The 20,166-nt window shown below is 72.5% G+C and carries 11 protein-coding genes; 7 read left to right on the plus strand and 4 right to left on the minus strand.

Annotated features, from left to right (window positions below):
- The first annotated feature begins 181 nt into the window (after positions 1–181).
- The 3 genes from BW982_RS11935 (at position 182) to BW982_RS11945 (ending at position 11,049) form a co-directional block, all read left to right on the plus strand.
- Positions 182–5,686, plus strand: a complete 5,505-nt coding sequence (locus BW982_RS11935) for an alpha-L-arabinofuranosidase C-terminal domain-containing protein (protein ID WP_076493424.1) — start codon at positions 182–184, stop codon at positions 5,684–5,686.
- A gap of 116 nt (positions 5,687–5,802) precedes the next feature.
- Positions 5,803–9,417 (plus strand): proline dehydrogenase family protein, encoded by a 3,615-nt coding sequence (locus tag BW982_RS11940; RefSeq protein WP_076493426.1) that lies wholly within the window; start codon positions 5,803–5,805, stop codon positions 9,415–9,417.
- Positions 9,418–9,528: 111 nt separating this feature from the next.
- Positions 9,529–11,049, plus strand: coding sequence for an arabinosylfuranosidase ArfA (locus tag BW982_RS11945; RefSeq protein WP_076493746.1), 1,521 nt, complete (start codon positions 9,529–9,531; stop codon positions 11,047–11,049).
- A 67-nt stretch (positions 11,050–11,116) separates the two neighbouring features.
- Here BW982_RS11945 and BW982_RS11950 read toward each other — a convergent pair whose 3' ends face one another.
- The gene (locus tag BW982_RS11950) at positions 11,117–11,698 is read right to left on the minus strand and encodes a 1,2-dihydroxy-3-keto-5-methylthiopentene dioxygenase (protein ID WP_076493428.1); all 582 of its coding nucleotides are present in this window, start codon (positions 11,696–11,698) and stop codon (positions 11,117–11,119) included.
- Positions 11,699–11,902: 204 nt separating this feature from the next.
- Here BW982_RS11950 and BW982_RS11955 point away from each other — a divergent pair, with 204 nt between their 5' ends.
- From BW982_RS11955 to mtnK, 4 genes are read left to right on the plus strand one after another with little or no spacing between them, the layout of a single operon-like run.
- The gene (locus BW982_RS11955) at positions 11,903–12,997 is read left to right on the plus strand and encodes a substrate-binding domain-containing protein (protein ID WP_076493429.1); all 1,095 of its coding nucleotides are present in this window, start codon (positions 11,903–11,905) and stop codon (positions 12,995–12,997) included.
- The gene (locus BW982_RS11960; protein WP_076493431.1) at positions 12,994–14,553 is read left to right on the plus strand and encodes a sugar ABC transporter ATP-binding protein; all 1,560 of its coding nucleotides are present in this window, start codon (positions 12,994–12,996) and stop codon (positions 14,551–14,553) included. Before BW982_RS11955 ends, BW982_RS11960 begins: the two co-directional genes overlap by 4 nt.
- Positions 14,550–15,596 (plus strand): ABC transporter permease, encoded by a 1,047-nt coding sequence (locus BW982_RS11965; RefSeq protein ID WP_083696662.1) that lies wholly within the window; start codon positions 14,550–14,552, stop codon positions 15,594–15,596. Before BW982_RS11960 ends, BW982_RS11965 begins: the two co-directional genes overlap by 4 nt.
- Positions 15,593–16,789 (plus strand): S-methyl-5-thioribose kinase, encoded by a 1,197-nt coding sequence (gene mtnK, locus BW982_RS11970; RefSeq protein ID WP_076493433.1) that lies wholly within the window; start codon positions 15,593–15,595, stop codon positions 16,787–16,789. Before BW982_RS11965 ends, mtnK begins: the two co-directional genes overlap by 4 nt.
- A gap of 636 nt (positions 16,790–17,425) precedes the next feature.
- On the opposite strand, the gene mtnB is transcribed toward mtnK, so the two are convergent.
- From mtnB to BW982_RS11985, 3 genes are read right to left on the minus strand one after another with little or no spacing between them, the layout of a single operon-like run.
- Positions 17,426–18,058: a methylthioribulose 1-phosphate dehydratase gene (gene mtnB, locus BW982_RS11975; RefSeq protein ID WP_076493434.1), complete on the minus strand. Its 633-nt coding sequence runs from the start codon at positions 18,056–18,058 to the stop codon at positions 17,426–17,428.
- Entirely contained in the window at positions 18,055–18,756 is a 702-nt protein-coding gene (gene mtnC, locus BW982_RS11980; RefSeq protein WP_076493436.1) for an acireductone synthase, read from the minus strand. Before mtnC ends, mtnB begins: the two co-directional genes overlap by 4 nt.
- A complete protein-coding gene (locus BW982_RS11985) occupies positions 18,753–19,928 on the minus strand; it encodes a translation initiation factor eIF-2B alpha/beta/delta subunit family protein (RefSeq protein ID WP_083696682.1) in 1,176 nt (391 codons plus the stop codon). The genes mtnC and BW982_RS11985 overlap by 4 nt, the downstream gene beginning before the upstream one ends.
- Between the last annotated feature and the right edge of the window lie 238 nt (positions 19,929–20,166).

Genomic DNA, 20,166 nt, shown 5'->3' on the forward strand with positions numbered 1-20,166 from the left:
CCGTCACACGGTGAGCCGCGTGTGAAGCCTCACATTCCCGACTTGGGAGCGATACCACACTGATTCAGTGTTGACAGCAACGCTTATCGACCTCAAAGATGATGCAAAAGTGAGCGCTAACATTTAGAGCTCGCTCGGCCGGCCCCCGCCGGACCACCCATCGTCGAGGAGGACGATCTTGGTGCTGTCACGCCCCCGAACCCCCGAGTCCGCGCGCGGGAGGACCCTCCGTCGCGCCGGTTCCGTCCTGGCCGCCGCCGCCGTTGTCCTGAGCGGGCTCGTTCCGGCGATGGGAGCGGCCGCGGCACCGCTGCCCACGCCGCTGGCGTCGTACGACTTCGGTGCCACGTCGGGGACGACGGTCCCCGACGCCTCGGGTCACGGTCACGACGCGACGATCCGCGGCGCGGGATTCGCCGTCGACGGCGACAAGCTCTCGCTCCCCGGCGGCGCGGCGGGGTCGAACGCCGCGTACGTCGAACTGCCCACCGGGCTCTTCGACGGCCGCAGCACGGTCACCGTCTCCGCCTGGCTGCAGGACCGCACCGGCGCAGGCAACCAAGCCGCGATGTTCTTCGGCACCACCGAGAACCTCCCGCAGCAGTACTGGCTGCTGAACCCCTCGAACCCCGCCGGGCGGGTGAAGTCCGTCCTCACCGACGGCCCGCGCATCTCGCAGCCGTGGACCCTTGAGCGCGGAATCTCGCCGACCGACGGCGCCCGCGGTGTCGTCGGTCCCGCCGCGACCGACGCGTGGGCGCTGTACACGACGGTCATCACCCCGACCTCGATCACCGCGTACCTCGACGGCACGAAGCTCGGCACCGTGGCATCCACCCGGACCGTCGCCGACTTCGGCACGGGACTCGTTGCGTACATCGGCAAGTCGTCGTACCCCGACCGGATCTGGAAGGGCGGTGTCCGCGACGTCGCGATCTACGACTCCGCCCTCACCGACGACGACGTCAAAGCCCTCGTCGCCGAGGGCACGCCCTCGAACCAGCAGGACGTGGATGCCGCGGCCGCGGCTCTCGCGATCCCCGGTGCCGACGATGTGCGTGGCAACGTGAGCCTGCCCACGGCGGGCGCGAACGGAACCACCGTCGCCTGGGCGTCGTCGGACCCCTCGGTCGTCACGGCGACCGGTGAGGTGACGCGTCCGGCGCACGGCGACCCGGCGAAGACCGTCGAGGTCACCGCGACCATCGGCAAGGGCTCGAGCTCGACCGCCCGCACCTTCTCCCTCGTCGTGCAGCCGCTCCCGGAGAAGCAGGAACTGGGCGCCTACTTCTTCCCCTTCTTCACCGGTGAGAGCACGACCACCGACGAGGAGATCTCGTTCGCGACGTCGCGGGGGAACGACCCGAAGAGCTGGCTGACCCTCAACGACGGCAAGCCCGTCCTCACCTCCGACCAGGGCGAAGAGGGCATCCGCGATCCGTTCGTGCTGCGCTCTCCTGACGGCGACCGCTTCTACATGCTGTCCACCGACCTGAACATGTTCGACCGCTACAACGGCGACTTCGGTCGTGCGCAGGAGGTCGGCAGCCGCAAGCTCAACGTCTGGCAGTCCGACGACCTCGTGACCTGGAGCCCGCTGCGCCAGATCACGGTGTCGAGCGCCCTCGCCGGCAACACCTGGGCGCCCGAGGCCACGTGGGACGCGGACCGCGGCGAGTACGTCGTCTACTGGGCCTCGAACCTCTACCCGAGCGCCTCGACCGACGGCCGCCGCGCCGCCGACAGCTACAACCGCATGATGATGGTCACCACCCGCGACTTCGTGACGTTCAGCGAGCCGCAGCCGTGGGTCGACGTCAAGCGCGGTGCGGGCAAGGGCACGATCGACGCCACCGTCGTGCGCGACGGCGACGTGTACTACCGCTTCATCAAGGACGAGGCGTCCATGACCGTCCGTCAGGAGCGCTCCACCGACCTCACCGCGACCGTGACCGGTTCGCTCCCCACGACGAGCTCCACCTCGGGGTGGCAGCTCGTGAAGGAGCAGATCGGCGTCGGTCAGCCGAACCCCTGGGGCGGCACGTTCACCAACGGCGAGGGCCCGACGGTGTTCGCCGACAACGCCGAGGCCGGCCACTGGTACATGCTCATCGACCAGCCGAGCTACCACGGCGGCCAGGGCTACATGATGTTCGAGACCCGCGACATCGCGTCGGGGAACTGGACCTCGGTCCCGGATGCCGAGCTCCCGAGCCGCCCCCGCCACGGGACGGTCCTGCCGATCAGCGTCGCCGAGCAGCAGCGCCTGAACGCCGCGTACCCGACCGACGAGACCGCGGACTACTCGATCACCGCCGACCCGTCGAAGGACGGCGCCGAGATCGCGGACGAGATGTACGGCGTGTTCTTCGAGGACATCAACAACGCCGCGGACGGCGGGCTCTACGCCGAACTCGTGCGCAACCGGTCGTTCGAGTTCCTCCCCGTCGACAACCGCGACTTCACGGGCATGACCGCATGGACGCCCGTCGGCGTCGGCGGCGGAAAGGGCACGGCGAAGCCGGTCAATGACGCGTCGCGCATGAACGACCGCAACCGCACGTACCTGCAGCTCGACCTGAACAGCTCCGGGGCCGGCACGTTCGGCGTCGAGAACGCGGGCTTCGACACCGGCATCGCGCTCACCGCGGGCGGGCTGTACGACGTGTCGTTCTGGGGTCGCACGACGGCGCCGGCGGGGACCCCGGTCTCGATCGCGCTGCGTTCGGCCGACGGCACGGCGCTCTCCGATGCCCTCACGGCCACGGTGGCGGGCGACGGGTGGGTGAAGTACACCGGCACCGTGACGGCGACCGCGACGACCGACAGTGCCCGTCTGCTCGTGCAGGCCGGCGGCGCGGCCACCCTGAGGCTCGACGAGGTGTCGCTCTTCCCCCGCGACACCTTCATGGGCCGCGTGAACGGCCTCCGCAAGGACATCGCGCAGAAGATCGCCGACCTGCACCCGAAGTTCGTGCGTTTCCCCGGCGGCTGCATCGTGAACGTCAACAGCCACGAGGACTACTCCGCGGCATCCGGCTACCAGCGTGCCCGGTCGTACCAGTGGAAGGACAGCGTCGGACCCGTCGAGACCCGCGCGACCAACGCCAACTTCTGGGGCTACAACCAGTCGCTGGGCCTGGGGTACTACGAGTACTTCCAGTTCGCCGAGGACATCGGCGCCAAGCCCGTGCCCGACGTGCCGGCGCTCCTCAACGGCTGCGGACAGGGTCTCCAGCAGACCGACCCCGCGCTGCTCCAGCGCCACATCCAGGACACGCTCGACCTCATCGAATTCGCCAACGGCGGCGTCGACACGACGTGGGGCAAGCTCCGCGCCGACATGGGCCACCCCGCCCCGTTCGGTCTCGACCGCATCGAGATCGGCAACGAGGAGAACTACCCCGAGGCGTTCATGGCGAACTTCGTGAAGTTCCGGGATGCCATCACGGCGAAGTACCCCGACATGATCCTGATCAGCAACTCGGGTCCGGATGCCGAGGGCGCGAACTTCGAGAAGCACTGGGCGCAGAACCGGGCAGAGAACGTCGACATGGTCGACGAGCACTACTACCGCGACCCCTCGTGGTTCCTCTCGCACAACCTCCGGTACGACTCCTACGACCGGAACGGCCCGAAGGTGTGGATCGGCGAGTACGCCTCGCGCGACAACCGGTTCTTCAACGCGCTGTCGGAGGCGGCCTACATGACCGGCCTCGAGCGCAACGCCGACGTCGTGAAGATGGCGTCCTACGCGCCGCTCCTTGCGGACCAGAGCAGCACGCAGTGGCGGCCCGACCTGATCTGGTTCGACCGCGACCAGGTGTGGGGCTCGGCGAGCTACGAGGTGCAGAAGCTGTTCATGACCCACACGGGCGACCGCGTCGTGCCCACCACGGCCGACGGAGATCTGGCATCCACGGGTCTCGCCGGATCGGTCGGGCTGTCGACCTGGAGCACGTCGGCGCGCTACGACGACGTGAAGGTCACCGACCCGGACGGGAAGACGCTCTTCGCGGACGACTTCTCCGACAAGAACGACGACGGGTGGACGAAGCTCGCGAACGCGGGATCGTGGTCGGCGGCCGACGGCAGCTACGTGCAGTCGTCGACGACGGCGAACAACACCCTCGTCGCGGGGCCGGCGATCGACGCGACCGACTACGACGTGTCGCTGAAGGCCACCAAGCTCGCCGGCGCCGAGGGCTTCCTCGTGGGCTTCGGCGTGCAGGGATCGGCCGACTACCTGTGGTGGAACCTCGGCGGCTGGGGCAACACCCGCAGCGTCGTCGAGAAGGCCGTGGGCGGGGCGAAGTCGATCGTCACCGACACCGGGACGCCGCGCGTCGAGACCGGTCGCACCTACGACCTGCGCATCCAGGTGCGCGGCCCCGAGGTGACGCTGTTCGTCGACGGGCAGCAGGCCGGCCACTTCACGAACACCGCGGTCGAGCCCTTCGCCCAGGTGATGACGAAGGACGAGGCGACCGGTGACGTCATCCTCAAGGTCGTCAACGCGCAGGCCAAGGAGGCCGTCACGAAGGTCGACCTCGGCGGTCTGACGGTGCTGCCGGACGCGCAGATGACCGTGCTCGCCGCCGCCCCGGGCGCGGTGAACACCGCGGATGCCACACCGGTGGCGCCGAAGACGTCCGAGGTGACGGTGAGCGGGAGCTTCACGCGCACCTTCGCCCCGTACTCGGTGACGTTCCTGCGGATGCACACCCGGACGCCCGACACGCAGGCGCCGGCCGTGACGGTCGCGACCTCGCCCGCCGCGCCCGACGGCGCGAACGGCTGGTTCGTGTCTCCCGTCGCGGTCACCGCGACCGCGACCGACGACGTCGACGCCGCACCGCGGATCGAGGTCAGCACCGACGGCGGCACGACGTGGGCCGCGTACAGCGGCGCGGTCACCCCGGCCGACGGCACGGCGAACCTTGCGTTCCGTGCCACGGACGCGACCGGCAACGTGTCGGCATCCGTTCCGGCGACGGTCCGGGTCGACCGTGCCGCCCCGACGGTGACGAGCGTCGTGGATGCCACGGCCCGTACGGTGCGCCTCACCGCCGCCGACGCCGCCTCGGGAGTGGACCGCATCGAGTACCGCCTGGGCGACTCGGGGAGTTGGACCGCCGTGTCCGGCGCTGAGGCCGTCGTGACCGCCCCGGCGGGGTCCGTCACCGTCTCGTACCGCGCGGTCGACGTGGCCGGCAACATCGGTGGGGTCGGCTCGGCCTCGGTCGGTGCCACCGCGGGCGACCCGACGCTGTCGGTGTCGGGCGACCTGGTCGCCGGTGGTTCGATCACCGTCACGGGCACCGGCTGGCCCACGGACGCCGACGGTCGGCTCGAGCTGCACTCGACCCCGATCGACCTCGGCGCTCTGCGCACCGACGGCGACGGGACGTTCCGCGTCACCGTAACGCTGCCGGCCGATGTCACCGCGGGGATGCACGAGCTGGTCGCGATCGTCGGCGACGCGCAGGCGTCGGTCCCGGTCGAGATCCGCGCCGCGGCGACGCCCGGCACCACGCCGCCGACGAGGAACGGACAGACGCCGGCCGCGAGCACGCCGCTCGCCGTCACCGGCGGGACGGTCTCGATCGCCGCGCTCGTGCTCGGTCTGCTCGCGCTCGTCGCGGGGGTCGCGATCCGTCGGCGCCGTCGCATCCGTCAGGACTGACGCGTCCGATCGGGAAGGACCTCGTCGCTGTGGCGGCGGGGTCCTTCCCGTGTGGATTCGCGGTCGCGCGGCGGGGCCGCCCGGGGCGCGCGGGGGCGGTGCCTAGGCTGTGGAGCATGAGCGAGAACGACCCGCACGCGCACGGTTCCCTGCTCTCCGCCGACGCGGTCGAGCGTGCCACGGCCCTGGCCGCGACCTTCACCGCCGACGCCCCGACGCTCCCGTCGCCGCCGGCCTCCGCCGAGGTCGCGGCGTTCCTCGCGCGCGCCGCCGACGACATCCTGCGACCGGAGGGGACGTCGGCTCCCGCGGCCGCCCTGCATCGACTGGCCGGCGATGCCCCCGCGGCGCTGCCGTGGCGGGTGCGCGGCGCCGTCCACCTGGGCGGGGCGATCGCCCCCGTCCTGCCGACCCCGGCGGTGCCGCTCGCGCGCCGTGTCCTCTCCGAAGCCCTCTCGTCGCTGTCCCTCGACGCGCGCACCGATCGCCTCGGCACAGCCCTCGCCTCGCTCGGCTCCGACGCCGTCGCCGACCTGCGGCTCACGGCACCGGACGTCCGCGGCGAGACGGCCGCACGGCACCGGCTCGACGGCATCCGCGCCCTCGTCGCCCGCGACGACGTCACCCGGGTCTCGGTCGCCGTGCGCGAAGTGGTCACCGGCCTCTCGCGGTGGGCCTTCGCCGCGGATGTCGAGCACGCCGCGGAGCGGCTGCTGCCCTTGTTCCGGGATGCCGTCGGTGCGGCGACCCGCGTCACGCTCGTCGCCGAGGGCCGCGACGACCTCGACCTCACCGTCGCGGTCCTCACCCGCGTGCTCGAGGAGCCGGGTCTGCGCGCCGCCGACGCCGGCATCTCCCTGCCGATCGCCGTGCCCGAAACGCTCAGCGTCCTGCGGGAACTCGCCGCGTGGGCGCGCCTGCGGGTCGACGACGGCGGTGCACCGCTCGCGGTGCGCCTCGACGACGCGATCCCGACCACCGACGACGCGCTCCGCGCGGCGCGTCACGGCTGGCGTGCCCCCGCGGCCACCGCGACCGCCGATCTCGACGCGCTCGCCGTCGTCGCCGTGCGCGAGGCCCTCGGCCGCCGCGCCGCCGAAGGGGTGCGCGTCGACTTCGCGACCGGCGACCCGGTCCGCGCGGCGATCGTGCGGACCCTGGCCCACGCCGCCGACGTTCCGATCGACCTCGCCCTGCCCCTCGGCGTCGCGTGGAGCGTGGAGGGGGCGCACATCGTGCTCGCGCCGGTCGTGCACCCCGACGACGCCGATGCCGTGGTGGCGCCCCTCGCCGCCGCGGCGGCGGGGCGACGGGCGCCCGACGGCGAGGACGTCGAGGACCGGGTGGCGGCGGCCCTCGCGACGCCCGAGCCGGCGCCCGCCCCGCCGCGGGAGCCGCAGCGCGGAACCGTCCCGACACCACCGATCCTGCGCGAGCCGGCCGCCGCCGACGTCGAGGAGCCGGGCCTGACGCAGGCCGTGCTGGGGATCGCCCGCGACGCCGCCCCCGGGGATACGCAGGCGCTCGGACCCGACGTCCAGCAGATGCTGTTCGGCGGACAGGCGTTCGTCGACACCGCCGTGTTCTCGGTCCGCGAGACCGCCGAGCTCTCCGGCGCCGCCCCCGGCTTCCGCAACACCCCCGCCGCCGATCCCGCCGTCGCCGCGGACCGTGCCTGGGTCCACGACGTCCTCGCCGCGGTCGGCGCCTCCACCGCGGGAGACGCCACGGCCGCCGCCGGCCGCATCGACGACGAAGCGGGTCTGGACGCCGTGATCTCGCGGGTCCGCGACGCCGCCGCCGGGTGGGGGGCCCGCGCCGCCACCGACCGCGCCGCCGTGATCGACGCGGCATCCCGCGCGCTCGCCGAACGCCGCGCGGAGCTGGTCGAGGTGCTGGCCTCGGAGGCCCGCGCGCTGTTCGCCGAAGCCGACGCCGAGGTCGACGAAGCCATCGACGCCGCCGCGTACTACGCCCTGACCGCGAAGGAGCTCGACCGTGTCGCCGGCGCGGTGTTCGTCCCCGACCGGGTCACCGTCGTCGCTCCGCGCTGGAATTCCTCGGTCGGCCTGTGCGCCGCCGAGACCCTCGCGGCGCTCGCCGCCGGCTCCGGCGTCGTCCTGACGCCGTCGCCGCGCGCGCGGCGAGCCGGAGCCGTGGTCGCCGAGGCGCTGTGGGCGGCGGGGGTCCCGCGCGACGTCTTCGCCTACGTCGACCTGAACGAGGAGGCATCCGGTCGGGCGCTCCTGGTGCACCCCGGGGTGGATCGGGTGCTGCTCGCGGGCGCGCGGACGACCGCCGAGAGGTTCCTCGAGTGGCGGCCGAGCCTGCCCCTGCAGGCGTTGACGGCCGGACGCAACGCGGTGATCGTCGCCCCCTCGGCCGACCTCGACCGTGCCGTGGCCGATATCGTCGCCGGCGCCTTCTGCCGGGCCGGGCAGGCCGCGACCGCGTCGTCGTTGGTCATCCTCGTCGGCGCCGCCGCGCGCTCGACGCGGTTCCTGGAGCAGCTCAAGGATGCCGTGGGGTCGCTGCGCGTGGGCCCCGCCGACGACCCGCTCTCCGACGTCGGCCCGCTCGTCGAGGAACCCCAGGGCGAGGTGCGCCGCGCCCTCACCGTGCTCGCCGACGGGGAGCGCTGGCTCGTCGAGCCGCGCGAGCTCGACCTCGGCCCCGACACGGCGGGACGCTTCTGGACGCCCGGTGTGCGCACGGGCGTCCACGCCGGCTCGCACCTGACGCGCGCCGCCGTGGCGGCTCCGGTGCTCGGCATCCTGCACGCCCCCACGCTGAGCCGTGCGATCGAACTGCAGAACCTCGTCGGTTCCGGGTTCGTCGCCGGGCTCCACACCCGCGACGCCGCCGAGCTCGACCTGTGGCTCGACACCGTCGACGCGGCCGTGCTGCGGGTCAACCGGCCCACCACCGGCGCCGTCGTGCAGCGCGAGCCGCTCGGTGGCTGGGGAACGTCGGGCGTGGGTGCGGGCGCGATGTCGGGCGGCCCGAACCGCCTCGTCGCTCTCGGATCGTGGCGGCCGTCGGCCGGGGGACCCGCATCGACCACGCTGCACCTGCGCGGCCTCGACACCCGCATCTCGACGCTCATCGAAGCGGCGCAGCCCACGCTCGACTACGCCGCGTTCGAGTGGCTGCGTCGGGGAGCGCTTTCCGACGCCGTCGCCTGGGACCGCGAGTTCGGGCGGGTGAAGGATGCCGCACGGGTCGGACTGGAGCGGAACCTGCTGCGCTACCGCCCCACCGACGTCGCCATCCGCGCCACGGCCGACGCCCCGTGGCAGGCGGTGCTCCGCGTGCTGGTCGCGGCCGTGCGCTCGGGCTCGGACTTCAGCCTCAGCACGCCGGTCGGGCTCCCGGCCGCGGTCCGGCATCTGCTCGGGGAGAGCGCCGTGCCCGTCTCGGTCGAGACCGACGCGGAGTGGCTGCAGCGCCTGGCGGGTGGCATCCCGGATGCCGAGCCCGTCGCGGATGCGGTGGTCCCGGCGCCCGCGCGCCCGTCGCGCGTGCGCCTGATCGGGGCCGCCCCCACGGTGGAGGCGCAGCGCGTCGCGCTCGCCGAGGCGATCGGCGGCGACACCTCGGTGACGGTGTACTCCGGCGAGGTCACCACGGCCGGCCGCGTCGAGCTGCTGCCGTTCCTCCGGGAGCAGGCGATCTCGATCGAGGCGTTCCGCTTCGGCCGCCCCGACCCCTGGAGCGCCGAGGTCATCTGACGCGCCCCGCCCGCCCGCCGCCCGGGGAAGGGGCCGCCATCCGCCGGTTTCGAAAACGTTTTACGGAACGCTCGTGGGCGGATACCGTCGGACGGAACCGGAGGAGCAATGATGACCACCGCCCGCCTGACCGTCGACCCCCGCTTCCCCATCGGGGCCGTGCGGCGCCGCCTCTTCGGCGGCTTCGTCGAGCACCTCGGACGCCACGTCTACGACGGCATCTACGAACCCGGTCACCCCGAGGCCGACGAGCAGGGGTTCCGTCGCGACGTCCTCGAGCTCGTCCGCGAGCTGGGCGTGTCGATGATCCGCTACCCCGGCGGCAACTTCGTCTCGGGCTTCCGCTGGGAGGACAGCGTCGGGTCGCGCGAGCAGCGCCCGCGTCGTCTCGATCTCGCGTGGCACTCGACCGAGACGAACGAGGTCGGGCTCCACGAGTTCTCCGACTGGCTCGAGAAGGCCGGCAGCGAGCTGATGCTCGCGGTCAACCTCGGCACGCGGGGGACGCTCGAGGCGATCGACCTGCTCGAGTACAGCAACCTCCCCGGCGGCACCGCCCTGTCGCAGCAGCGCATCGACAACGGTCGCGAGGCCCCGTTCGACGTGCGTGTCTGGTGCCTCGGCAACGAGATGGACGGCCCCTGGCAGCTCGGCCACCGCTCCGCCGACGACTACGGCAAGCTCGCCGCGCAGACCGCGAAGGGCATGCGCCAGCTGGACCCGTCCATCGAACTCGTGGTGTGCGGATCGTCGGGCGCGCAGATGCCGACTTTCGGCGAATGGGAGCGCGTCGTGCTCACGCACACGTACGACGAGGTCGACATGATCTCGTGCCACGCGTACTACCAGGAGCACGACGGCGACATCGACTCGTTCCTCGCCTCGTCGGTCGACACCGGCCGCTTCATCGAGGCCGTCGTCGCGACCGCCGACCACGTCGGGGCGGTGCGCGGCAGCGACAAGAGGATCGACATCTCGTTCGACGAGTGGAACATCTGGTACCAGACGCGGTTCCACGACGTCGATCAGCTCAGCGGCATCGACAACTGGCCCGTTGCTCCGCGCCTACTCGAGGACGTGTATTCGGCGGTGGATGCCGTGGTCTTCGGCAGCCTCATGATCTCGCTGCTCGCGCACGCCGACCGTGTGGCATCCGCGTCTCTCGCTCAGCTCGTGAACGTGATCGCACCGATCATGACGGAGCCCGGCGGACCCGCCTGGCGGCAGACGACGTTCTACCCGTTCTCGATCACGTCCCGGCTGGCGCGCGGCGAGGCCCTGCGCGTGCAGATCGAGGCGGGCACGATCGACACGGCGAAGCACGGCACGGTCCCGGCGGTGGATGCCGTGGCGACCCACGACGCCGAGACGGGGGAGGCCGCGGTCTTCCTCGTGCACCGCGGGCGACACGAACCCGTCGAGGTCGCGATCGACGTCACGGGCTTCGGTGATGTCGAGCTGGTCGAGACGCATGTGCTGCGCGACGACGACCCGTACGCGAGCAACACCCTCGAGCACCCCGATCGCGTGCAGCCCCGCGCACTGGAGGGGGCGCGGGTCGAAGACGGCGTCCTGCGCGTGACGCTCCCGCCGATCGCGTGGGCCGCGTTGGCGCTGCGCCGCGTCGGCTGAAACGCACGAGAACGCCCCTGCCTCGCGGAATCACGCGAGGCAGGGGCGTTGTCGCGAAGACGCGGCGTCAGGCCAGCTGCGCGCGCCGCGCGTGCAGCTGGTCGAACGTCGCGAACGACTCGGCGATGGGGTTGCCGGTGAAGTGGCCGACCCAGCCGTCGTCGTCGTGGAAGAAACGGATGCTGACGAACTCGGGGTTCGTGCCCATGTCGAACCAGTGCGTCGTGTTCGCCGGAACCGAGACGAGGTCGCCCGCCTCGCAGTACAGGGCGTGCACCTTCTCGTTCACGTGCAGGTAGAAGACGCCGGCGCCCTTGGCGAAGAAGCGGTCCTCGTCGTCGTCGTGGCGGTGCTCCGACAGGAAGCGCTCGCGCGAGGCGACCTTGACCTCGTCGTAGTTCTCCTGCGCGGGGGAGAGCCCCACGATGTCGACGAGCGTGTAGCCCTCGTCCTGCTTGACCTTCTCGACCTGGTCGGCGTACAGCGCGAGCACGTCGTCGAGCACCGCGTCCGAAGCGATCTCGTGCACGTCCCAACGGGAGAAGCGGGCGCCGAGCTCGGCCAGTGCCGCACGGATCTCGCCCTCGTCGGTGGTCTCGAGCACGGGAGCGCTCGGGTCGGTCTCTTTCCAGACGGTCAGGAGCGTCACGGCTCCTCCTCTCGGACGAATACGGTCGGGACTCTCCGATTCTCGCGCTCGCGCCTTGTGAGCGGGCGCGGTGTGACGGGCGCGGCGTAACAAAGCGCAACCTCGAACGGTCCGTGAGGGGCGGCCCTGCTTGACTGCTCGACGGTCCTCGCCCACAGCACCCGAGAGGGCCTTTCGCACCCGACTCCTTTCGAAGGGGACCCCGTGTCCGTTCGCTCCCACCGCTGGGCGACTCTCGTCGCCACCGCCGGAATCGCCGCCCTCGCCCTCACCGGCTGCGCTCAGCAGAACACCGCCGCTCCGGCCGCGTCTGCCGCTCCGGTCCAGAAAGCCGAGAACCTGCCCGCACCGTTCGACGGCGCGCCCGTGAAGGTCGCCCTCGTGCAGCAGTCCGGTGCCGGTGACTTCTTCACCGCGTGGACCGCCGGCGCCAAGGCGCAGGCCGCGGCCGTCAACATCGACCTCACGGTCTACGACGCCCGCAACGACAACGCCAAGCAGGCCTCCGACCTCGAACAGGCGATCGCCGCCAAGCCCGACGCGATCATCGTCGACCACGGCCAGACCGACACGATCGAGCCGCGCGTGCGCGAAGCAGTGGATGCCGGCATCCCGGTCATCGTCTACGACCTCGCGCTCGAGGACACCACGGGTGTCGTCGTCACCTCGCAGTCGGACGCGTCGATGGCGCAGGGCGTCCTCGACCAGCTCGTGAAGGACAACGGCGAGGGCGCGAAGGTCGGCCTGGTCAGCGCCGAGGGCTTCGCACCGCTGGACCGCCGCAAGAAGGTGTGGGACGAGGTCGTCGCGAAGAACGGTCTCGACCAGCTGTTCTTCACCGGCAAGGTGACCGAGTCGACCGCGACCGACAACATCCCGCTCGTCGACGCGGCGCTCAAGGCCAACCCGGGCGTGCAGGCGATCTTCGCCCCGTACGACGAGATCACGAAGGGTGTCGTCCAGGCGGTGCTGCAGAACAACCTGCAGGACAAGGTGAAGGTCTACGGCATCGACATCTCCAACGCCGACATCGAGGTCATCACCGCCGACGGCAGCCCGTGGGTCGCCACGAGCGCGACCGACCCGTCGGCCGTGGGCGCCGGTGTCGTGCGCGCGCTGGCGCTGAAGCTGGCCGGCCAGCTCACCGAGGACACCGTCCAGTTCCCCGCCGTGACGATCACGCGCGACTTCCTGATCGAGAAGGGCATCACCAACGTCGCCCAGCTGCGCGAGGCCGAGCCGTCGCTGCTCCTGAACGACACGGTGGTCGCCGACTGGCTGCCCGCCGTCTCCGGATGACGTTTCCGCTCTCTCACGCCGCTCAGGCGGACGACACCCCCGTCGTCCGCCTGAGCGGCGTCGGCGTGCGGTTCGGCACCAACGTGGTGCTCCGCGACGTCTCGCTCGACCTGTTGCCCGGCAGCATCACGGCGCTCCTCGGGACCAACGGCGCCGGGAAGTCGACGCTGATCGGCGCGATCTCGGGTGCCAACGCCGGGTACACGGGCGAGATCTCGGTCGGCGGTTCGGCCCAGCGTCTCGGGTCGCCCGCCCGCGCCCGTCGCGCCGGGATCGAAACCGTCCACCAGCGCATCGCCGACGGCATCGTCCCGGGCCTGAGCGTCGCCGACAACCTCGCCCTCACCGACTTCGCGACCGGAGGGCATCGCCTCGTGCGTCGGGCGGAGGCCGAGCGTGTCGCGCGCGCGGCGCTCGACCGTCTCGGGCTGTCGTGGTCCGACGAGGTCCTGCGGGCGGATGCCGCGCGCCTGGGCACCTCCGACGCCCAGTTGCTCGTGCTCGCCCGCGCGCTGCGATCGACCCCGCGCCTGCTGATCCTCGACGAGCCCACCTCGGCGCTCACGGCGGCCGAGGCGGACCGCCTGTTCGCGGTGCTGCGGGTGCTGCGCGACGAGGGCCTGTCGATCCTCTTCGTCAGCCACCGGTTCGGCGAGATCGAGCGGCTCGCCGATCGCATCGTCGTGCTCCGCGACGGTCGCCTCGAGCTCGAGGCCGCTCGCCCGTTCGACTGGCAGGTGGCGCTGGAGGCGATGCTGGGCGTCCCGACCGAGTTGCAGCAGCACATCACCGAACCGCTCGCCGCCGGCGCCGAGGTCCTCTCCATCGAAGGCGCCGCGCTGCTGCCCGGGAGCGAGCCGCTGACGCTCGACGTCGCCGCGGGCCAGGTGACCGGCATCCTGGGGCTCCTCGGGGCGGGGAAGACCGAACTCGCCGAACTCGTCGCGGGGGTCCGCCCGACCGGCACCGCCCGCCTCCGGCTCGACGGCGCGCCCTACCGTCCCGCGTCGCCCGTGGCGGCCCAGGACGCCGGGGTCGTGCTCGTGCCCGAGGACCGCCAGCGGCAGGGGATCCAGCCCGGGTGGTCGATCGGCCGCACCGTGGGCCTCCCGGTGCTGCGGGAGATCTCGCGGTGGGGAGTGGTGTCGCCCGCGCGCGAGCGCGCCGCCGCCGACGAGGTGATCGACGCGTACGGCGTCGTCGCACCGTCCGCCGAGACTCGGGTCGACGACCTCTCGGGCGGCAACCAGCAGAAGGTCGTCGTGGGACGGTGGCTGCGCACGGGGCCGCGCCTCGCGGTGCTCGACGAGCCGTTCCGCGGCGTCGACATCGGCGCCCGCCGCCGCATCGGCGACGCCGCACGCGACCGCGCCGCCGCCGGAGCCGCCGTGCTCGTGCTCTCCAGCGACGTCGATGAGATCCTCGACGTCGCCGACCGCATCGTCGTCCTCGTGTCGGGCCGCATCGTCCTCGACACCCCCGCCGGAGCCCTCGACCGGGCGCGCATCGTCGCGGCCCTCCTCGACGACTCCGGCCACCGGAAGGAAACCGCATGACCACCGCCCTCGCTCCCGCGCGGCCGAGCGTCGGATCCCGGATCGTGGATGCCATCGCGAAGTGGGGCTTCGTCGCCGTCACCGTGCTGCTCATCGCGTTCTTCGCCGTCAGCCAGCCCGCCTTCGCGACGCCCGAGAACCTCGTCGGGATGCTGAAGTACATCGCCCCGATCGGCATCGCCGGTCTCGGTGTGACCCTCGCGATGACCGTCGGCGGCCTCGACCTGTCGGTGGGGGCCAACGCCGGATTCGCGGTGTCGATCGCCGCGTGGACGATGGTCATCGGCAACCAGGTCGGCGGGATCGCCGTCGGCGTGGTGCTGCTCTCCGGCGCGCTGATCGGTGCGATCAACGCGGCGTTGATCGTGTTCGCCCGCATCCCCGATCTGCTGGCGACCCTCGCGACGATGTTCACCGTCGTGGGGCTGAAGCTCATCATCGTCGACGGGAAGTCGATCTCGTCGCAGATGACCCTCGACGACGGCACCACCGCCCCGGGGCGCTTCACGCCCGACTTCCTCTGGTTCGACCGGGGCTTCATCGGTCCGCTCTCCGTGCCCGTCGTGCTCTTCCTCGGACTCACGGTCGTGCTGTGGTTCGTCCTCGACCGCACCCGCTGGGGGCGTGCGCTCGCCGCCGTGGGGTCGAACCCCGAGGCCGCGCGCCTCGCCGGAGTGCGCGTGCGGGCCTACCGCGCCGCCGCGTACATCGGCTGCGGCATCCTGGCATCCATCGCCGGTCTCGTGCTCGCCGCCCGCATCGGGCAGGGCGACGTCTCGGCCGGCAACAGCCTGCTGCTGGATGCCGTGGCCGTCGCGCTCGTGGGCGTCTCGGTGCTGGGCATCGGCCGTCCCAACGCGTGGGGCACGGCGCTGGGCGCGGTGCTCGTGGCCGTCATGGTCACCGGGTTCTCGATGATGGGCCTGCCGTACTACATCCAGGACTTCGGGAAGGGCCTCGTGCTGCTCGTGGCCCTGCTGTTCAGCTTCACGTTCCGCCGTCGCAAGACCACCATCGTCGCCGGGAGCACCACCGCATCATGACTCTCCTCACCGATCAGCTGACCGTCGCCACGGTCCCCGCCTACCTCGTCGCGCGCCCGCACCTGGCGGGACCGGTGGATCCGGCATCCATCGTGTCGGTCGACGAGGTCGGCGACGGCAACCTGAACCTCGTCTTCATCGTCAAGGACGCCGCGGGCAACGGCGTCGTCGTGAAGCAGTCGCTGCCGCACGTGCGCGTCGACCCGTCGTGGCCGCTCACGCGCGAGCGCGCGGCGCGCGAGGCCGTCGTGCTCGGTGTGCACGAGCGGATCGACCCGGCGCACGTGCCCGCGTTCCACGGGTTCGACGCCGAGAACCTCGCGCTGTCGATCGAGGATCTCAGCGACCACGCCGTCTGGCGCGGCGAGCTCAACGCCGGGCGGCTGCACACGTACGCGGCCGCGGAACTCGGACGGTACGTCGGGGCCGTGGGCTTCGCGACCGGCGTGTTCGGCACGCCCGGGCCGGAGCGTCGGCGCGCGATCGCCGCGGCGACGAACCCGGAGCTGAGCGAGATCACCGAAGACCTCGTCTTCACCGAGCCGTACGTCGACCACGAGCACAACGGCTGGCTGGCCACGAACGACGACGACGTGCGGGAGCTGCGGGCGGACCGGGCGTTCGTGCGCGAGATCGGTCTGGCGAAGCAGCGGTTCCAGGAGAGCACGCAGAGTCTGCTGCACGGCGACCTGCACACCGGTTCGGTTTTCGTGCGCGCCGAGGGCGCCTCGGTGCGGGCCTTCGACTCGGAGTTCGGCACGTACGGTCCCACCGGCTTCGACCTCGGGGCCGTGTGGGCGAACCTCGTCATCGCCGCCGCACGGGCGCACGTGCTCGGGCGTTCTTCCGACGCGGAGACGCTGCTGCAGCTGCCCGTCGAGCTCATCGACGCGTTCGAGGCGGAGTTCCGCCGCCGCTGGCCCGACCGCGTCGACCCGCGCGTGTACGGCGACGAGGTGCTCGAGCACACGCTCGCCGTCACGCGATCGGATGCCGCGATCTACGGCGCCGCGAAGGCCGTCCGCCGCATCGTCGGGTTCTCGAAGGTCGCCGACATCCAGACGTTGCCCGAGCCCGAGCGCGCCGTTGCGGCGCGGTTCGTGCTGAGCGCCGCCCGGACCCTCGGCCTCGCGCGGCTCGACGACGCCGACCCCCGCGCCCTCACCGCGCGCACGGTGGCGCTGCTCGGCTGACGCGGGGTATCGCGGGCGGCGGGCGCGGGCGGCGCGGGCGGCGTTGGCGGCGTTGGGTCGGTGCGGCGCTGGGGCGGTGACGTGGCCGCGTGGTGCGGTGCAGCGGCGGCGTGGTGTGGCGCGGCGGCGACGGGGTGCGGTGCGGCGGCGAGGCGTCCCCTCGATCGTGATAAACGCTGTTCACGGCGAGACACGGTGGCGCGGCTTGTTTCTCGCCGTGGATCGCGTTTCTCGGGGGTGTGGGGGCGCAGTGAGCGGCGCGGTGCGGCGCTGGGTCGGTGCGGCGGTGACGTGGCGGTGCGGCGGTGACGTGGCGACGGGGTGGGGTGCGGCGGTGAGACGGTGAGGCGGTGCGGCGGTGAGGCGGTGCGGCGGCGAGGCGTCCCCTCGATCGCGATAAACGCTGTTCACGGCGAGACACGGTGGGGCGGCTTGTTTCTCGCCGTGGATCCCGTTTATCGGGGGTGTGGGGGCGCGGCACGGCGCCAGCGCAACGCCGGTACGAGCGCAACGTCGGCGTGAGCGTAACGCCGGCGCGGGCGCAACGCCGGTACGAGCGCAACGTCGGCGTGAGCGTAACGCCGGCGCGGGCGCAGCGCTACGCCGCGTGGAGGCACGGCGGAGGATGCCGGGGGCTCAGCGCGTGGCGACGGTGAAACGCAGCAGCCACTCGGCGATCTCGAGGTGGCGGCGGGCGGCGGCGATGTCGACGCCCCACGCGTACATGCCGTGGCTCGCCACGATGAGCGCGGGGACCTCAGGCACCTCGGCCGTCGCCGGCACGTAGACCTCGTCGAAGCGGGCGGCCTCGACGGTCATGTCCTGATCGTTGGCGATCACGGGGATCGTCACGGTCTCGTCGTGCGCCCGATGCCCGATGCCCTTGAGCATCTCCATGTCGCGGATATCGACGCCCCCGGGCCACCGGTGCCCCGCGACGACCGCGTCGAACGCGTGCACGTGGAACACCGCGCCTGCACCGGTGCGCGCGGCGATGTGCGCGTGGAGCCCGGCCTCGGCGGACGGCGGCCGCGGGTCGTCGGGGTCGAGGGCCGCGCCGTCGGCGTCGATGAGCACGACGTCGCGGTCGGTGAGCTCCGACTTGTCCAGGCCCGAGGCTGTGACGGCGAGCACGAGCGGATCCCGGTCGATCACGACCGACAGGTTGCCCGAGGTGCCGCGCATCCAGCCGTACCCCGAGAAGCGCGAGGCCTCCGCGGCGAGGGCGGCTCCGGCCTCCTGCACGCGCGCGGTCAGGGGGAGGCTCATCGCGACAGGTCGATCTCGTCGAAGGATGCCACGGACGGCGCCGCGAAACCGGCTCCGTGCCACGGCTCCCCGGCGCGGTCGAGCGCGACGACCTGCCAACCGGCGGCCAGGGCGGCGGCGACCTCGTCGGGGTGGTCGGTGAGGAACAACGCCCGCGACGGTTCCACGCCCAGCGCCGCGGCGATCCGGTCGTACGACCCGGACTCCTTCTTCGGCCCCGCGCTGACGGTGTCGAAGAAGTCCTCCACGAGCGGCGTGAGGTCGCCCTGAGGCGCGTGCCGGAACCACGGCACCTGCGACGCGACCGAGCCCGACGAATACACGGCGAGACGGATGCCGGCCTCGTGCCACTCGTGCAGACGCGGCGGCACGTCGTCGAAGAACTGCGAGTGGATCTCGCCCGCCGCGAAGCCCTCGGCCCACAGGATCCCCTGCAGGGTCTTCAGCGGAGTCGACTTCACGTCGGATGCCATGAGCCCGCGCAGCGCGTCGGCGACCTCGGCGTCGGTGGCATCGGCATCCAGACCCGTCTCGGCGATCGCGTCGGCGCGGGCGGCGCGGACGGTCTCGTCGTCGCGGCCCAGCAGGGCGTCCAGGCGCGGACGCGCGTAGTCGTACAGGTCGCCCAGGATGAAGCCGGCGGCACTCGTCGTGCCCTCGATGTCGAGCACGACGACGTCGGCGGAGATGCGGGTCATGAAGGATCCTCGTCGGGGGTGGGGGAAACGGGGCGGAACGCGACGGTGTCGGGTTGCACCGTCGCGGCGACCGGGGCGGGCTCGACGGGCGAGCGACGTCGCCGCAGCGAGGGCGCGGCGTCGGCGGCCTCGGCATCCGGATCGGTCGTGAAGTGCTCGCCGACGTTCGCCGGGGCGAACGTGCCGCGGCTCGTCGCGATGCGGGTCACCAGCCGCGGGGGCGTGACGTCGAACGCGGGGTACCAGGCGTCGGTCACGAGCGGGCTCGCCGTGCGTCGGCCGAGCACCTCGAGCACCTCTCGGGGGTCGCGGTCTTCGATGACGACGTCGGCGCCCGTCGGGGCGCTCGGATCGGGCGCTTCGACCATGGCGTAGTACGGGATGCCGAACGCCGCCGCCGCGGCGGCGTGCGCGAGCGTGCCCACCTTGTTCACCACCGAGCCGTCGAGCGCCACGCGGTCGGCGGCGGTGACCACGGCGTCGATCGGCCCGGATCCGACGCCCCGCGGCGACGCGAGGGCCGCGGCGGCCATGCCGTCGGTGATGAGCGTCACCTTCTGGTCGAGCTCGCGCAGCGAGTGCGCGGTGAGCCGCGCGCCCTGGAGATAGGGACGCGTTTCGGTCGCGATCCACTCGATCTCGCGGCCGGCTTCGCGGGCGGCGGCGACCAGGCCGAACAGATAGGCGTCGGCCCAGCAGTGCGTGAGGATGCGCGGGGACTCGGGCAGCAGCGACAGCGTCGCGCGGCCCAGGCGCAGGCTGGCCTCGCGATAGTCGCGGTCGACGGCCTCGGCCGTCTCGAGCGTCGCCGACACGAGGGCGTCGGTGTCGTCGGCATCCCTCCCCGCCGCCAGGATGCGCGCAACCGCGTCGCGCGGGTGCGCGTTCGTCGGGCGCGCGGTGGCCAGGGCGCGGCCCGCGCGGCCGAGCGCGGTGCGCGCTTCGCCGAGCGGCAGCCCGCGCCCCTGCAGGGCGGCGAGGCCCATGCCCGCGGTCGCCGCGTACAACGGACCCGAGCTCTGCGTCACCATGTCGCGGATCGCCGCGGCGACCTCGTCGGGGGTGGTGGCATCCACCCATTCGACCCGTGCGGGGAACACGCGACGGTCGAGGATGCGGACGACACCCGCGGCCTCGTCGAGGACGACGGAATTCTCGAGGGTGGCAGACATCGCGACGATTCTCCCACGGGCCGCCGACACGGACGGCGCGGATGACATCGCGCGACGCGCGGCCGCGACGCGCAGCCTCAGCGATCCGCGCAGCCTCAGCCCGATGCGGGCGGATGCCACTGACCCGGTGCGCATCGCCGAACTTCCGCCGCACCCGCCCGCCCCGCTCGCGCGCCCGCACGCCCGCGTGAGACACTGGTTCACGGCGTGCTCGGACCGACCTTTCCCCGCACGGCGC

This window comes from Microbacterium sp. RURRCA19A, from assembly GCF_900156455.1.
GTDB lineage: Bacteria > Actinomycetota > Actinomycetes > Actinomycetales > Microbacteriaceae > Microbacterium.

Excerpts from the sequence above, each read along its gene's own strand:
- BW982_RS11940 (WP_076493426.1), top strand. The coding sequence starts at position 5,803 with ATGAGCGAGAACGACCCGCACGCGCACGGTTCCCTGCTCTCCGCCGAC.
- BW982_RS11945 (WP_076493746.1), top strand. The coding sequence starts at position 9,529 with ATGACCACCGCCCGCCTGACCGTCGACCCCCGCTTCCCCATCGGGGCC.
- BW982_RS11960 (WP_076493431.1), top strand. The coding sequence starts at position 12,994 with ATGACGTTTCCGCTCTCTCACGCCGCTCAGGCGGACGACACCCCCGTC.
- BW982_RS11965 (WP_083696662.1), top strand. The coding sequence starts at position 14,550 with ATGACCACCGCCCTCGCTCCCGCGCGGCCGAGCGTCGGATCCCGGATC.
- mtnK (WP_076493433.1), top strand. The coding sequence starts at position 15,593 with ATGACTCTCCTCACCGATCAGCTGACCGTCGCCACGGTCCCCGCCTAC.
- mtnB (WP_076493434.1), bottom strand. The coding sequence starts at position 18,058 with ATGAGCCTCCCCCTGACCGCGCGCGTGCAGGAGGCCGGAGCCGCCCTC.
- mtnC (WP_076493436.1), bottom strand. The coding sequence starts at position 18,756 with ATGACCCGCATCTCCGCCGACGTCGTCGTGCTCGACATCGAGGGCACG.
- BW982_RS11985 (WP_083696682.1), bottom strand. The coding sequence starts at position 19,928 with ATGTCTGCCACCCTCGAGAATTCCGTCGTCCTCGACGAGGCCGCGGGT.